At 70.1% G+C, this 14,248-nt stretch carries 11 protein-coding genes and 2 tRNA genes; 5 read left to right on the forward strand and 8 right to left on the reverse strand.

Annotated features, from left to right (window positions below; all coding sequences use genetic code 11):
* Positions 1 to 288 precede the first annotated feature (288 nt).
* Entirely contained in the window at positions 289 to 1,662 is a 1,374-nt protein-coding gene (tig, locus tag OG736_RS16220) for a trigger factor (RefSeq protein WP_327183078.1), read from the reverse strand.
* A 280-nt stretch (positions 1,663 to 1,942) separates the two neighbouring features.
* Positions 1,943 to 2,016, reverse strand: a tRNA-Pro gene (locus tag OG736_RS16225).
* Positions 2,017 to 2,181: 165 nt separating this feature from the next.
* On the opposite strand from OG736_RS16225, the gene OG736_RS16230 reads away from it, so the two are divergent.
* Positions 2,182 to 2,252 (forward strand) — tRNA-Gly (locus OG736_RS16230).
* Between the two features lie 88 nt (positions 2,253 to 2,340).
* Here OG736_RS16230 and OG736_RS16235 read toward each other — a convergent pair.
* Positions 2,341 to 2,535, reverse strand: coding sequence for a hypothetical protein (locus OG736_RS16235; RefSeq protein WP_030779494.1), 195 nt, complete (start codon positions 2,533 to 2,535; stop codon positions 2,341 to 2,343).
* A gap of 403 nt (positions 2,536 to 2,938) precedes the next feature.
* Here OG736_RS16235 and OG736_RS16240 point away from each other — a divergent pair, with 403 nt between their 5' ends.
* Positions 2,939 to 4,156, forward strand: a complete 1,218-nt coding sequence (locus tag OG736_RS16240; RefSeq protein WP_327183079.1) for an acyltransferase family protein — start codon at positions 2,939 to 2,941, stop codon at positions 4,154 to 4,156.
* A 7-nt stretch (positions 4,157 to 4,163) separates the two neighbouring features.
* Here OG736_RS16240 and OG736_RS16245 read toward each other — a convergent pair whose 3' ends face one another.
* Entirely contained in the window at positions 4,164 to 4,622 is a 459-nt protein-coding gene (locus tag OG736_RS16245; RefSeq protein ID WP_327183080.1) for an HD domain-containing protein, read from the reverse strand.
* 107 nt (positions 4,623 to 4,729) lie between these two features.
* Entirely contained in the window at positions 4,730 to 5,914 is a 1,185-nt protein-coding gene (locus OG736_RS16250; protein ID WP_327183081.1) for a SpoIIE family protein phosphatase, read from the reverse strand.
* Positions 5,915 to 6,149: 235 nt separating this feature from the next.
* Here OG736_RS16250 and OG736_RS16255 point away from each other — a divergent pair, with 235 nt between their 5' ends.
* Entirely contained in the window at positions 6,150 to 7,385 is a 1,236-nt protein-coding gene (locus OG736_RS16255; protein ID WP_442817173.1) for a GNAT family N-acetyltransferase, read from the forward strand.
* 58 nt (positions 7,386 to 7,443) lie between these two features.
* On the opposite strand, the gene OG736_RS16260 is transcribed toward OG736_RS16255, so the two are convergent.
* Complete coding sequence (locus OG736_RS16260) at positions 7,444 to 8,250, reverse strand: Fpg/Nei family DNA glycosylase (RefSeq protein ID WP_327183082.1); 807 nt, start codon at positions 8,248 to 8,250, stop codon at positions 7,444 to 7,446.
* Between the two features lie 482 nt (positions 8,251 to 8,732).
* Positions 8,733 to 9,218: a ribose-5-phosphate isomerase gene (locus OG736_RS16265; RefSeq protein WP_314221415.1), complete on the reverse strand. Its 486-nt coding sequence runs from the start codon at positions 9,216 to 9,218 to the stop codon at positions 8,733 to 8,735.
* A 216-nt stretch (positions 9,219 to 9,434) separates the two neighbouring features.
* On the opposite strand from OG736_RS16265, the gene OG736_RS16270 reads away from it, so the two are divergent.
* On the forward strand, positions 9,435 to 10,979 hold the full coding sequence (locus OG736_RS16270; protein ID WP_327183083.1) for an amino acid permease: 1,545 nt from the start codon (positions 9,435 to 9,437) through the stop codon (positions 10,977 to 10,979).
* Between the two features lie 129 nt (positions 10,980 to 11,108).
* Here the strand turns inward: OG736_RS16270 and OG736_RS16275 are convergent, their stop codons facing one another.
* Positions 11,109 to 13,181: a serine/threonine-protein kinase gene (locus tag OG736_RS16275; protein WP_442817038.1), complete on the reverse strand. Its 2,073-nt coding sequence runs from the start codon at positions 13,179 to 13,181 to the stop codon at positions 11,109 to 11,111.
* A 283-nt stretch (positions 13,182 to 13,464) separates the two neighbouring features.
* Here OG736_RS16275 and OG736_RS16280 point away from each other — a divergent pair, with 283 nt between their 5' ends.
* Complete coding sequence (locus tag OG736_RS16280) at positions 13,465 to 14,187, forward strand: LPXTG cell wall anchor domain-containing protein (RefSeq protein ID WP_327183085.1); 723 nt, start codon at positions 13,465 to 13,467, stop codon at positions 14,185 to 14,187.
* The last annotated feature ends 61 nt before the right edge of the window (positions 14,188 to 14,248 follow it).

Consider the following 14,248-nt stretch of genomic DNA (forward strand, 5'->3'; position numbering starts at 1 on the left):
CCGCGCCTTCGCCGCCGCGAGGACCGCACCTGCGCTGCCCGGGCCCCCGCGCGGAGCGGCACCCCGGCACCCGGCCCGCGCCCCTGGGCGGTCTGTCGCCTCGGGCGGGCCGCCCGGCCTGCGGCCGGTTGTGCCCTGCGGCAGCCCACGGCGGCTCTGCGCCCGCCCACGCCCCCCATGCCTCCCCTGCCCACCCGCGCCGGCCCTGCCGTCCTATGACAGAGGGACCCCGGAGCGAATACCGCTCCGGGGTCCCTCATGTCTGCGTCAGAGGTGACGCGAGGCCGCTCAGGCCTCGGTGTTCTCCTCGGAGGTCGTCGCCTCGGCGGCGCCCTCCTCGGCCTCTTCCTCGTCGTCCAGGTCGATGACCTCGCCGTTGGTGTCCTTCACCGTGGCGGACTCGACGACCGTGGCCAGAGCCTTGCCGCGGGCGACCTCGCCGACCAGGAGCGGAACCTGGCCGCCCTCGACGACCGCCTGGGCGAACTGGTCGGGGGACATGCCCGAGGAGGCGGCACGGCGCATGAGGTGCTCGGTGAGCTCCTCCTGGTTGACGTTCAGCTTCTCGCGCTTGACGAGCTCGTCGAGCACGAACTGGGTCTTGATGCCCTTGACCGCGGCCTCACGGGTCTCGGTCTCGAACTCCTCGGCGGTCTTGCCCTGGATCTCCAGGTACTTGTCGAGGTCCAGGCCCATCTGGCCGAGCTGGTGGTGCTCCAGGTTGTGCTTGCGGGTGTTGACCTCGTCCTCGAGCAGCTTCTCGGGGACGGGCACCTCGACGAGCTCCAGCAGCTTCTCCAGGACGCGCTCCTGGGCCTGCGTGGCCTGGTCGTACTGCTTCGTGTTCTCGAGGCGCTTGCGGCTGTCCGCCTTGAGCTCCTCGAGGGTGTCGAACTCGGAGGCGAGCTGCGCGAACTCGTCGTCCAGCTCGGGGAGCTCGCGGGCGGCGACCTGGGTGACCTTGACGGTGACCTCGGCCTCCTTGCCGGCCGCCGAGCCGCCCTTGAGCTCGGAGGTGAAGGTGGCCTCGCCACCGGCCTCCAGGCCCTTCACGGCCTCGTCGATGCCTTCCAGCAGCTCGCCCGAGCCGATGGTGTAGGAGACGCCGCTGGCGACGCCGTCCTCGAGGACCTCGCCGTCGACCTTGGCCTCCAGGTCGACGGTCACGACGTCGCCGTCCTCGGCGGCACGCTCGACCGGGGAGGTCGAGGCGAAGCGCTCACGGAGCTGCTCGACCGCCTTGTCGATGTCCTCCTCGGACACCTCGACGGCGTCGACCTCGACCTCGATGGAGGAGAAGTCCTCGGGGAGCTCGAGGGAGGGACGGATGTCGACCTCGGCGGTGAAGTTCAGCGTCTCGCCGTCCTTCAGCTCCGTGATGTCGACCTCGGGCTGGCCGAGGACGTCGATCTCGGCCTCGTTGACCGCCTCCGTGTAGAACTTCGGCAGCGCGTCGTTGACGGCCTCCTCCAGCACGGCGCCACGGCCGAAGCGCTGGTCGATCACCCGGGCGGGGATCTTGCCCTTGCGGAAGCCCTTCACCGTGACCTGCTGGTTGATCTTCTTGTACGCCGCGTCGAGGCTGTCCTTGAGCTCCTCGAAGGGCACCTCGATGCTGAGCCGAACCCGAGTCGGGTTCAGGGTCTCCACGGCGCTCTTCACGGTTCGGTCTCCTTGGGGGCTGACTTCTTGGTTTCTGCAGGAGCCAGACCGGCTCCCGCGGATTCGCCGCCCGGAGGACCTACCAGAGGATGAGGCACACGGGCGTGCAGCTTGCATAGTAACGGCAGCGGCGACACGCCCCAAAGGCGATCAAGCGAGGTGACCGCGCAGATGGCCGCTGACGGCCGGTGATGGCCGTTCGGTGGTCACCGATGGCCGGGTCGGTGGCCGGTGATGGCCGTACCGGGCGGTTCGGTGGCCGCTCACGGCCGGTCGTCGGTCGGGGTGGCGGGATTTGAACCCACGGCCTTCCGCTCCCAAAGCGGACGCGCTACCAAGCTGCGCCACACCCCGTCTGGTGCGACACGTAGGGTACATGCCCGCAGGCCGCCTGACCGCCGCTTTTGCCCAGCCTCGGGGCGCGCCGCGGCGGGCCCGGGAAACGGGGTGTGCACGGCAGGGTGCCGACCCGCTACGATGCCTGCAGTGCCGCGGTCGCTGACCTGCGGCGCGTCGTGTGCGGGCGTAGCTCAATGGTAGAGCACTAGTCTTCCAAACTAGCTACGCGGGTTCGATTCCCGTCGCCCGCTCTGTACGGCCCGGGCCGGGTCGGAGATCACTTCTCCGACCCGGCCCTCGTCATGTCCGGGCACCCGCCCGGACACGCGGGGGCGGGCCTCAGAAGCTGATCGAGTTGATGGTGTCCGCGAGGGAGTCGAGGAAGCGGTTGATCGACGGGGCCATGCCGGTCGAGGCGAGGAAGAAGCCGAACAGGATCGCGACTATCGCCGGCCCCGCCTTGATCGACCCTCCCCGGATGAGCACCACCAGGATGATCGCCAACAGCAGCACCACTGACAGTGAAATGGCCACAACTGATCACACACCCTCGGTCGGTCCGCACTCCCGAGACCATCGTGCCACCAACGGGGCCTCCCTATGCGGCCCGTGACACATCATCGCGCGGGCCCGTCCGGCCGGGGGCGCGCCGCACAGCAATTCGAGCGCGTACCCGCACAGGGAATTGGGGCAGTTCGTTGCCGTGTCCACACAACGCCTGCGCAGGTAATTCGAATTATGGCCGCAGCCCGATCAACTACAGGTGCACAACCGGCGTTATGCACCTTTTAGTCGGGATGAATCGTGACATCAAGGCCGGATGCGTACGGCGACCACCACCCCCCGGGGCCAATGCGGCAGGCAATCCGGAGGGCAATAACAAGGAATGACCTGGGGCGTTTTACGAATACGCGCGCGCGACGCTAGGGTGCCTCAAATGTTCCACGCCGCCTCGTCTCTCGTTCCGAGCTCCCGCTCGCCCCAGAACCAGAACGACCAGCACGACCAGTCCAGGGACAGATCCGTCGGACGACCGTCCCCGCGGCCCGCCGCGAAGCGCGACGCGTTCTTCGACAACGCGAAGTACCTGGCGATCGTGCTGGTGGCCATGGGACACGCCTGGGAGCCGCTGAAGGGCGACAGCCGGGTGCTCACGGCGGCGTACGTGCTGGTGTACACCTTCCACATGCCGGCCTTCATCGTCATCTCCGGCTTCTTCTCCCGCAGTTTCGACGGCAGCCCCGGCAAGCTCAAGCGGCTGGTGACGGGCATCGTCGTGCCGTACGTCGTCTTCGAGACGGCCTACCCGCTCCTGAAGACGTACGTCGACGGCTCACCCCAGGACATCAGTCTGCTCGACCCGTACTACCTGACCTGGTTCCTGTGCGCACTGTTCATCTGGCGGCTGACCACGCCCGTCTGGAAGCTGGTCCGGTATCCGCTGCCGCTCGCGCTGGGCATCGCCATGCTGGCGTCCGCCACCCCGAACATCGGTGGCGATCTGGACCTCCCGCGCGTCCTTCAGTTCCTGCCGTTCTTCGTGCTGGGACTGATCCTCAAGCCGGAGCACTTCGCGCTGGTGCGCCGGCGCTCGTTCCGGATCGCGGCGGTGCCGGTGTTCGCCTTCTCGCTGGCCTTCGCCTGGTGGGCGGTGCCGCGGATGAACAGCGGATGGCTCTACCACCGCAACTCCGCGCAGGAGCTGGGCGTCCCGTGGTGGGTCGGCCCCGTCATGCAGCTCGCCCTGTTCGGCTGCTCCGTGCTGCTGACCGCCTGCTTCCTCTCCTGGGTGCCGGGTCGCACGATGTGGTTCACGGCGCTCGGCGCGGGCACGCTCTACGGCTATCTGACGCACGGCCTGCTGCTCAAGACCGCCGACTACCGCGGCTGGTTCGACCACCCCGCGCTGCACCGCCCGCTCGGGGAGATCGCCGTCACGGTCGCCGCGGCCGCAGCCGTCACCCTGTTGTGCACCGCGCCCGTGCGGCGGGTGCTGCGGTGCGTGATGGAACCGAAGATGGACTGGGCCTTCAAGCGGGACGCCGCCGAGCTCGCCCGCGAGCGTGAAAAGGCCGAGAAGGCCGAGACGGCCGAGCAGCGGCGGAAGCCCGGCGTGCGGGGACAGCAGGAGCAGCCGGCGGACGTCGCGGGTTAGTCGCGGGTCAGACGCTCTCGTCCCGCCGGGCCGTGAGACCGAGGAGCGCGCGCATCCGTGCGTACTTCTCGGCCAGTCGCGCCCGGGTCGGTGCGTCCAGGACCGCGAGCCGCACCGGGTCCGCGTTGTGCGCCAGGTCCGCCTCCTTCACCAGCAACGCGCCCGGCGTGGCCAGGATGCGCCCCGCGTACGCCTCCGGCGTCTCCCCCGCCCGTTTGGTGACCGCCAGGACGACGGCCTTCGTACGGTCGCTCAGCGCCGCCTCGTCCAGCCAGGTCTCGGACAGGGCGTCGTCCTCGACGGCGTCGTGCAGCCAGGCGGCCGCGATCTGATCGGCGTCGCCGCCCCGCGCCCGTACGCCCTCGGCGACCGCCTGGAGGTGCTCGGCGTAGGGCCGGCCCGCCTTGTCGGTCTGTCCCTGGTGGGCGGCACGTGCGAGGCTCTCGACCTCGGACAGGGTGAGCATCGTGGGTGGCCCCCTCGGGCTCGGGGTGTCGGGAGTCCCGGCGGAGTTCAGGACGGTTCGGGAGAGCTCAGGACGGTTCGGGCAGGTTCAGGACGGTTCGGGAGAGCTCAGGCCAGGGGGGCCGACTGGGACGTCGGGCCCTCGCGGCAGACCAGCAGCAGGGCGCGGTCGTCGTTGACGTCCTTCGCCACCGCCTCGATCAGGTGCCAGGCGGCGCCCTGGAAGCCGCCGGCCACGTACCGGTCGGCCTCGCCGGTGAGGCGGTCGATGCCCTCGACGATGTCCCGGTCGGAGGTCTCCACCAGGCCGTCGGTGAAGAGCATCAGCACATCGCCGGGGCGCAGTGAACCCTTCACGGGGTCGAACTGGGCGCCGTCGTACACCCCGAGGAGGGGGCCCTCGGCGGCCTTCTCCTCCCAGCGGCCACTGCCCGCGCTGAGCTGGAGGCCCGGCGGATGGCCGGCCGAGTAGAGCTCGTAGTCGCCGGAGTCGAGGTCGAGGACCAGGTGGATGGAGGTCGCGAAGCCCTCGTCCCAGTCCTGGCGGAGCAGATAGCCGTTGGCGGCCGGGAGGAAGGCGTGCGGTGGCAGTGAGCCCAGCAGGCCGCCGAAGGCGCCCGACAGCAGCAGCGCTCGTGAACCGGCGTCCATCCCCTTGCCGGAGACGTCCGTGAGGACGACCTCCATGGTGCGGCCGCCGTTCGTCCGCGCGGCGACGACGAAGTCACCGGAGAACGACTGGCCCCCTGCCGGCCGCAGCGCCATCTCGCGGTGCCAGCCGTGCGGCAGGCTCGGCAGCTTGCTCTGCACCCGGATGCGTTCACGCAGGTCGAAGAGCATGGTGCCGCCGCGCCGCCAGGGCACGCCGACCCGGCTGCGGAACTGGGCGATGAGCAGTCCGAAGAAACCGCATGCTGCGACGACCAGGACCACGCCGGGGGTGACTCTGGACGGGCCCTCCGTGTACGGGCCCAGTTGCACCGACTCCACGATGAGGGCCGTGGCCGCCGCGGCGTACAGGCCGAGCAGGCTCGACGGGCGCAGCAGCAGTCCGCCGGCGACGATCGGCAGGACGAGGGCGGCCGGTGAGCACCACACCGAGTTGGCGAGTGTGGTGACGGCGATCAGCGGGACCGTGAGCAGCAGGAACGCCAGTGCGATCCAGTCCGAACCGTCGCCGCGGAAGTAGTCCACGGCGCTTCTGCGCAGGCCGGTGCGGACCCGGTGCATCAAGTGCTTCAACCGGGCCGTCAACGTCTCGGCTTCCGCGCGCCGCTGCCGTCCTACTGCCATTAGTTCGGGACCCTATCCATCGAACCCGCCGCTTGGCACGGGAGGTCCCACTTGTCCCCCCTCCGAGGCTCAACTTCACAGTGAACTTCACGGAAAGCGCTCGCGCCCCGAGGAGGGAGAAATTGGCTGGCTCGTCCCGCATTGGACTGCTAGGCATGAGTCCATGACGAGTGAGGCGACGGGCCGTGCGACCTCTTCCGCGGCCGAGCGCCGGGAAAAGCGGAAGGTGCGGGAGATGCGGGAGTCGCGGGAACCACGAGTGCTGCGCCGGGACGAATGGGACGAGTGGTACGACACCCTGCTCCGCGCCTTCGGCGGGATCGGGGAGTCGACCGAGGAACGGGAGCTGTTCAGGTCGCTCACCTCGTACGAGCGCTCCCTGGGCGTGTGGGACGGCGACCAGTGCGTGGCCACGGCGGGGGCGTACGACTTCCGGCTGACCGTACCGGGCGGGGCCTCGGTGCCGGCGGCGGGCGTGACGATGGTCGGCGTGAGCGCGACCCACCGGCGGCGCGGGGTGCTGACGTCGATGATGCGGCGGCAACTGGACGACGTGCGGGCGTGGGGCGAGCCGCTCGCGATCCTCACCGCCTCCGAACCGGACATCTACGGACGGTTCGGGTACGCCGCGGCGACCTTCGGACTGCACGCCGAGATCGACACCAGTCGGGTACGGCTGTCCGTCCCGGCCGGCACGGACGACGTACGGCTGCGGTACGTCGACCCCGGCGCGGAGCTCGAGGTGTGCGAGGCGGTGTACGCGCGGACCGTGCCCGCCCGGGCCGGGATGCTCGCGCGTCGGCCCGGCTGGGAGCGGCTGGGGCTGCTCGATCCGGCGAGCGAGCGGGGCGGGGCGTCGCCGCTGCAGTGCGTGCTCGCCGAGCGGGACGGGGAGGTCACCGGGTACGTCCGCTTCCGGGTGCGGTCCGAGTGGCGGGACAGCGGGCACAACGGGCAGGTCCGGCTCCAGGACCTGGTGGGGGTCGATCCGGTGTCGGAGGCGGCACTGTGGCGGTTCCTGTTCGGGATCGACCTCACGACCTCGCTGAAGGTGCGGGGGCGGCCGATGGACGAGGCGTGGCAGCATCTCGTCTCCGACATCCGGCGGTGCGAGCTGAGGGTGCGGGACTCGTTGTACGTGCGGCCGGTGGACGTGGGCGCGGCGCTCGAGGCGCGGACGTATCAGGCGCCGGTGGACGTGGTGTTGGAGGTCGAGGACGCCTTCTGCCCCTGGAACTCGGGGCGTTGGCGGCTGTCGGGAGACGCCAAGGGCGCGGTGTGCGGGCGCACCTCCGACGCCGCCGATCTCGCGCTGTCCGTACGGGAGTTGGGGGCTGCGTATCTCGGAGGCGTCAGCCTGGCCTCGCTGGCGGGGGCCGGGCGGGTGCGGGAGCTACGGCAGGGCGCGCTGGCGGAGGCCTCTGTCGGCTTCGGGGCGGCCACCGCCCCTTGGCTGCCGCACGGGTTCTGACGGGTCTGCTTCCGACGGGGCCGCGCGGTCGGTTCTGCGGCAGGTCGGGTGCCGGCGGTCAGTTCTTCTGGCAGGTCGGGCACCAGAAGAGGTTGCGGGCGGCGAGGTCGGCGGTGCGGACGGCGTCGCCGCAGAGGTGGCACGGCTGGTGGGTACGGCGGTAGACGTACACCTCGCCGCCGTGGTCGTCGACGCGCGGCGGGCGGCCCATCGCTTCCGGGGTGTGCTGCGGACGCACCGTGTCGATGCGGTTGTTGCGGACGCCCTCGCGCATCAGGGCGACCAGATCGGCCCAGATCGCGTCCCACTCGGTGGGGGTGATGTCCCTGCCCGCGCGGTACGGGTCGATGCGGTGCCGGAAGAGGACCTCGGCCCGGTAGACGTTGCCGACGCCGGAGATGACCTTCTGGTCCATGAGGAGGGCGGCGATCGTCGTACGGCTGCGGGAGACGCGGGTGTACGCGGCCCGGGGGTCGGCGTCGACGCGGAGGGGGTCGGCGCCGAGGCGGGCGTGTATCGCCTGCTTCTCGCCGCCCGTGATCAGGGCGCAGGTGGTGGGGCCTCGGAGGTCCACGTAGGAGGTGGGGTCGGCGAGGCGGAGACGGACGGTGTCCGTGGGCGGCGGGGCGGGCGCCGGGCCGAAGGTGACCTTGCCGAAGAGGCCCAGGTGGATGTGGATCCACCGGTCGCCGGTGAAGCCGAGGAAGAGGTGTTTGCCGTGGGCCTCGGTGCGGGTGAGGGGGGTGCCGGTGAGGAGGGCGGCGGCGTCGGCGAACTTGCCCTGGGGGCTGGTCACTTGGAGGGGGTGGTGGGTGAAGCGGGCGTAGTCCTGCGCCAGTCGGTGAATCGTGTGCCCTTCCGGCACCGGGGTCTCCTTCTCTTTCCCACCCGCCCACCCGACTGTGTCAGGTGAGAGGGTCACCCTCGCCGGGGCTCCGCCCCGACCCCTCGCTCGCCCACCCACCCGACGCGGTCAGGTGACAGGTGGAGGCCCGGGGCTCCGCCCCGAACCCCGCGGGGGCTCCGCCCCCTGCACCCCCAGCAGGGCTTCGCCCCTGCACCCCCGGCGGCGCATCGCCTCTCCGCTCCCGGCTGGGCTCCGCCCCTCCGTCACCGCGGGACTTCGCTCTCCGCCCCCGACGGAGCCTTGCCCCTCCATCACGATGGGGCTTGCCCCTCCAGCACGGCGGGGCTTCGCTCTCCGCCCCGGCGGGGCTTCGCCCTCCATCACGGCTGGGCTTCACTCTCCGCCCCGGCGGAGTCTCGCCTCTCCGCCCCCGGCGGGGCTTAGCCTCCCCGCCCTCGGGGCCTCGCTGAGGCTTCGGCCCGGCGAGGCCTCGCCCCGGCTTACTGCTGCGGGTGGTGGGGCGGGATTGCCGGGAGGTCGCCGGTGGTCTCGTACGACGACAGCATGTCGATGCGACGGATGTGGCGTTCGTCCTCGGAGAACGGGGTGGCGAGGAAGGTCTCGACGAACTTCGTCGCCTCGTCCTGGGTGTGCATGCGGGAGCCGACCGCGACGACGTTGGCGTTGTTGTGCTGGCGGCCGAGGGACGCGGTCTCCTCGCTCCAGGCCAGGGCGGCACGGACGCCCTTCACCTTGTTCGCCGCGATCTGCTCGCCGTTGCCGGAGCCACCGATCACGACGCCGAGGGACTCGGGGTCCGCGGCCGTCCGCTCCGCGGCGCGGAGGCAGAAGGGCGGGTAGTCGTCCTGGGCGTCGTAGATGTGGGGCCCGCAGTCGACCGGGTCGTGACCCGCCGCCTTGAGCCATTCGACGAGGTGGTTCTTGAGTTCGAAGCCGGCATGGTCCGAGCCGAGATACACGCGCATGGGATGAGTGTGACACGAGTGTTGCGGGGTAGCAGCGCCGGGTGCCGCGTCCGAAACCCCTGAGCAATCCCATAGAAGCTCAGGAAAACCTCAAGTAACGATCTGGAATCAAAGGTTCCCGAATTCATTCGCCTCGGATTCACTGGACCGGCTCGTACGCCCCCCACGCACGACGCACCTGATTCCCCTCACGCGGCGCAAAGGAAAACCATCCTCATGACTTCGCAGCCGACCCTCACCAAGGCCGACCACGGCCCCGGAGGTTCCGGAGAACCCGGAAACGGATCCGGGTCCGGACTTCAGGCAGGGCTCAAGAACCGGCACCTTTCGATGATCGCCATCGGCGGGGTCATCGGAGCCGGATTGTTCGTCGGTTCCAGTTCCGGCATCGCCACCGCCGGGCCCGGCATTCTGCTGTCGTACGCTCTCGTCGGCACGCTCGTGGTGCTGGTGATGCGGATGCTCGGCGAGATGTCCGCGGCCAATCCGACCTCCGGTTCGTTCTCCGCGCACGCCGACCGGGCGCTCGGCCGCTGGGCCGGTTTCTCCATCGGCTGGCTGTACTGGTTCTTCTGGGTCGTCGTGCTCGCGGTGGAGGCCACCGCCGGGGCCAAGATCCTCGAAGGTTGGATGCCCGGCGTACCGCAGTGGGGGTGGGCGCTCATCGTGATGGTGGTGCTGACCGCCACCAACCTCGTCTCCGTCGGGTCCTACGGCGAGTTCGAGTTCTGGTTCGCCGGGATCAAGGTCGTCGCGATCGGCGCCTTCATCATCGTCGGCGGGCTTGCCGTCTTCGGCGTGCTGCCCGGTGTCGACAGCGACAAGGCGGGGCTCGGAAACCTCACCGACCACGGCGGCTTCCTGCCCAACGGACCCGGCGCCATCCTCACCGGTGTGCTGCTCGTGGTCTTCTCCTTCATGGGCAGCGAGATCGCCACCCTCGCGGCCGGCGAGTCCGAGAACCCACAGCGGGCCGTGACGAAGTCCACGAACAGCATCATCTGGCGAATCGGCGTCTTCTACCTCGGTTCGATCTTCGTCGTCGTCACGCTGCTGCCCTGGGACGACGCGTCCATCAAGGAGCAGGGCTCCTACGTGGCCGCCCTCGACTCCCTCGGGATCGCGCACGCCGGTCAGATCATGAACTTCATCGTGCTGACATCGGTGCTGTCCTGTCTCAACTCCGGCCTCTACACGGCCTCCCGCATGGCCTTCTCGCTCGGCGAGCGGGGTGACGCGCCGAAGATCTTCGCCCGGACGACGAGCCGTGGTGTTCCGCTCGCCGCGATCGTCGCCTCGGTGACGTTCGGGTTCGTCGCCGTCTTCTTCAACTACAAGTTCCCGGACTCCGTCTTCCTCTTCCTCGTGAACTCCAGCGGCGCCGTGGCCCTGTTCGTCTGGCTCGTGATCTGCTTCTCGCAGCTGCGGATGCGGAAGATCATCCAGGCCGAGTCGCCGGAGAAGCTGGTCGTGAAGATGTGGCTGTACCCGTATCTGACCTGGGCGACGGCCGCGCTGATCGTCTTCGTGCTCGGTTACATGCTGACCGACACCGAGGGGGAGAGCAGCGGGCGGACGACCGTGCTGCTGTCGCTGCTCGTCGCCGCCCTCGTGGTCGCCGTCGCCTTCCTGAAGGAGGGCCGGGTCAAGGCCAGGGCCAAGGCCGGGGCTGCTGCCCCTGCCCCCACCTCTGACTCTGTCACTGGCGCCGGCACTGGCGCCGGCACTGGCACTGGCACTGCCGGGCGCGAAGTCGAGTAGCTCCGCTCGGAGGCCGATGAAAGGGGTCCGCTTCGGCGGGCCCCTTTTCCGTGAGCCCTCCGTTGGGCTCCCTTCCCCTCTCCCACCTCGTCCTCTACTCCCACCTCGTCGTCATCGTCATCGTCGTCGTCACATCACGGTGAAGCTGTCCTTGACCTTCTCGTACGTCTTCAGGGCCGCCGCCTCGGCCGCGGGCTGGTACCAGGTGTTGATCTGGTACGACTTCCCGCTCTCGTTGAAGCCCAGGAGCCGGGCGTGCCAGGGGGTGCCCTGGAGCGTGAAGGTGTACTCCCAGACGACCGCCGGCCGGCCACGGAACGTCGTCTCCTCGAGGCGGATCTTGCTGTAGTCCCGGCCCTGGTGGGCGTTCCGTTCGGAGGTCCGCCAGGTGTCCATCAGGTCGCCACGGGCCAGGGAGGACTTGGCGACGAGCTCCTGGCCGCCGTCGGGTGACGTGTAGTGCACCTCCGCTCCCGTCTTCACATCGCGCCGCCAGCCCTTGGGCGTCGCCCACGCGAAGCCTCCGGCCTCCTGGTGCGTGCCCGGGGGCAGGCTCGGGGGCCTGAACGTTCCCTCGACGGTGGGCGACGCCGAGGGGCTCGACCCGGAGCCGGAACCGGATCCTGAACCGGTGCCGGAGCTCGAGCCGGCGACCGGGGACGACATGGGCGAGGAGCCGTCTGCCTGCTTGTCGCCGTCGTGCGAGCCGGGGGCCGACGCCAGCACGATCGCGAGGACCGTGGCCACGACGACGACACCGACGGCGGCGACCGCGCCGGTCCGGCGCCCCGTCCAGCCGCCCGTACGCTCCGCCCGCCCCGCACGGCGTCCGGCGTCTCCGCGCGAACGGCGTCCGCCGTCACCGGAAGTGGCCGGGACGGCGGGGCCGGGCAGCTCACCGCCGGGTGGCAGGCCCGCTCGGCGGGTCGGCGACGAGTGCGGAGCCGGGTGCGGTGCCGGGTTGCGTTCCGTCACCGCTCGGGAGCGGGCGAGTGAGATGCCGGAGCGCGGGGGTGGGGTTCCCGGCGGGCTGGGGGACGGAGGTTCGGAGCCCGACTCCGAGCGCATCTCCGAGGCCGCTTCGCTGGAGGCGTCGGCGGAGGCACCGATGGAGGCACCGGCGGAAGCATTGGCGACATCAGGGGGGTCGTCGGGCGAGCCGGGTGAATGTGGCGAGTGGGGCGCCTTGACCGGGTTCAGGAGTACGCGGGTCGGCGATTCCCGCGGCGGCAACTCCCCCACGTCCGAGAACGGTTCCGGCCCCCGACCCCCTGTTGGCCCCTTGGCCTCCGCGATCCCCTCGGCCTCCGCGATCCCGTCAGTCCCCGCGATCCCCTCCGCAGTGTCGGCATCGCCGGTCTCCGCTCCCTCCTCTGCCGCCTCCCCTCCCTCCACCTCCGCGACTCGCGTCGGTGTCGGCGGCGGGAACGTTATGGGCTCGAGGGCGGATTCCAGGTCGGTGAGGGTGGGGCGGGCTGTGGGTTCCTTTGCCAGGAGGGCGGTGAGGATGTCGTGCAACGGGCCCGCGTCGGACGGGAGTCGGGGTTCCTCGTAGAGGACCGCGTGCAGGGTCGCCAGGGTGGTGTCCCGGGAGAAGGGGGAGTGGCCGGCCAGGGCGGCGCAGAGCGTCGCGCCCAGGGACCACACGTCGGAGGGCGGGCCCTGCGGGTGACCCGAGATGCGCTCGGGGGCCATGTAGTCCGGGGAGCCGACCAGCATGCCGACCATGGTCAACGCCTTCGTGTCCTGGATGGCGGCGATGCCGAAGTCGGTGAGGACGATCCGTCGGACGCCGGTCCCCCCGTTGCCCGCCGCGCTGCACATGCCTTCCACCAGCACGTTGCCCGGTTTGATGTCGCGGTGCAGCACTCCCCTCGCGTGCACCTGGCGCAGTGCCGTGACCAGGCCCAGGCCGATCCGGGCGGTTTCGTGCGGGCCCAGTGGGCCCTCCTCGGCCATGATCCGTTCGAGGGAGCGGCCGGCCACCAACTCCATGACGATCCAAAGGCGTTCGCCCTCGTCGACGACGTCGTAGACGCGCACCACGTTGGGATGGTCGATGCGGGCGGTGGCCCTGGCCTCGCGCAGGGTGCGTTCGCGGCGGGTCCGGGTGTCCTCCGAGTCGAGGCCGTCGATACGCATTTCCTTCACCGCGACCTGCCGGTCGAGCACCTCGTCGGTGGCTCGCCACACGCGCCCCATTCCCCCCTGGCCGATACTCTCGACCAGCCGATAGCGCCCCGTCACCAGCAACCCGGAGAAACCGCCACTCCCGGAATTCCCCGTGTTCCCCGCACCCCCCGCGTTCCCCGTATTCTCCGGATTCTCTGTGTTTCCCGCATTTCCCGGCAATCCGCTGCACCCCCTCCATTGCCCGGCCCCGGAACACAATAGTCACACTTACTGCCTTACCAGCATAGTGCGGAGAAATCTTGTGGTACCTCTTCCAGTACTGCGAATTCAGGCGCAGCCAAGGGGGGCGAACATGAGTTCTCGTCGTGCGACGACCGTCGCCGGATCGCTGGTCGTGACAACTTTCTCGGCGGTGTTGATCCTTTCCTTCCCTGCCGGGGCGGACGATCAGGGGCCGGGAAGCAGCAAGGGGGGAAAGCCCGTCGACGAGGCGCCCGCGGGCGTGAAGACGACGACGACACTGCCGGAGCGGATCTCGGTCGACAACAGTTCCAGGAAAACGGCGATCACCGCCACGGTGAAGAACGAGGGGACCAAGGACAGCGGACAGATACGGCTTTTGGTCGTCGGCTTCGACGGCCTTGCGGTCAAAAGCGTTCAGGGGTGTGACGCCATCGCGGAGAAAGATCTTCCAGAAGGATCCAACAGCGGTTTCTCCTGCCCCATCGACAATCTCGCGGCCGGGGCCTCGAAGTCGTACGCCGTCGACGCGACCTTCGACCTGAGCAAGACCGGGAAGATCTGTCTGCCCGTCCAGACCGCCGACGGGAAGAAGACGTTCTGGCAGCAGGGCCCGGTGCCGTTCGGCACGACGAACCCGTCGCCGAACGCGCCCGCCACCCCACTGCTCCTCGGCACCGACAACACGCCGGTGGGTCCCGGCGGCGACGAACTGCCCAAGACCGGTGTCGGACGGGACGTGTTGCCGCTCGGCGCGGCGGGAGCCGCGCTGCTCGCGGCGGGCGCGGCCGGACTGTGGTGGTCCCAGCGGCGGCCGGAGCAGCGGGAGAGCTGACCTGGCCCCACGCGAAAGGGGTTCGCCGGGTCGGGTCGCGTGACGCGACCCGACCCGGCGA

It is taken from the genome of Streptomyces sp. NBC_01334 (genome assembly GCF_035983595.1).
GTDB classification, from domain to species: domain Bacteria; phylum Actinomycetota; class Actinomycetes; order Streptomycetales; family Streptomycetaceae; genus Streptomyces; species Streptomyces coriariae.

Coding starts and splice junctions, on each gene's coding strand:
- OG736_RS16270 (WP_327183083.1), top strand. CDS start 9,435: ATGACTTCGCAGCCGACCCTCACCAAGGCCGACCACGGCCCCGGAGGT.
- OG736_RS16255 (WP_442817173.1), top strand. CDS start 6,150: ATGCGGGAGTCGCGGGAACCACGAGTGCTGCGCCGGGACGAATGGGAC.
- OG736_RS16240 (WP_327183079.1), top strand. CDS start 2,939: ATGTTCCACGCCGCCTCGTCTCTCGTTCCGAGCTCCCGCTCGCCCCAG.
- OG736_RS16245 (WP_327183080.1), bottom strand. CDS start 4,622: ATGCTCACCCTGTCCGAGGTCGAGAGCCTCGCACGTGCCGCCCACCAG.
- OG736_RS16265 (WP_314221415.1), bottom strand. CDS start 9,218: ATGCGCGTGTATCTCGGCTCGGACCATGCCGGCTTCGAACTCAAGAAC.
- OG736_RS16250 (WP_327183081.1), bottom strand. CDS start 5,914: ATGGCAGTAGGACGGCAGCGGCGCGCGGAAGCCGAGACGTTGACGGCC.
- OG736_RS16280 (WP_327183085.1), top strand. CDS start 13,465: ATGAGTTCTCGTCGTGCGACGACCGTCGCCGGATCGCTGGTCGTGACA.
- OG736_RS16275 (WP_442817038.1), bottom strand. CDS start 13,181: ATGGGGCGCGTGTGGCGAGCCACCGACGAGGTGCTCGACCGGCAGGTC.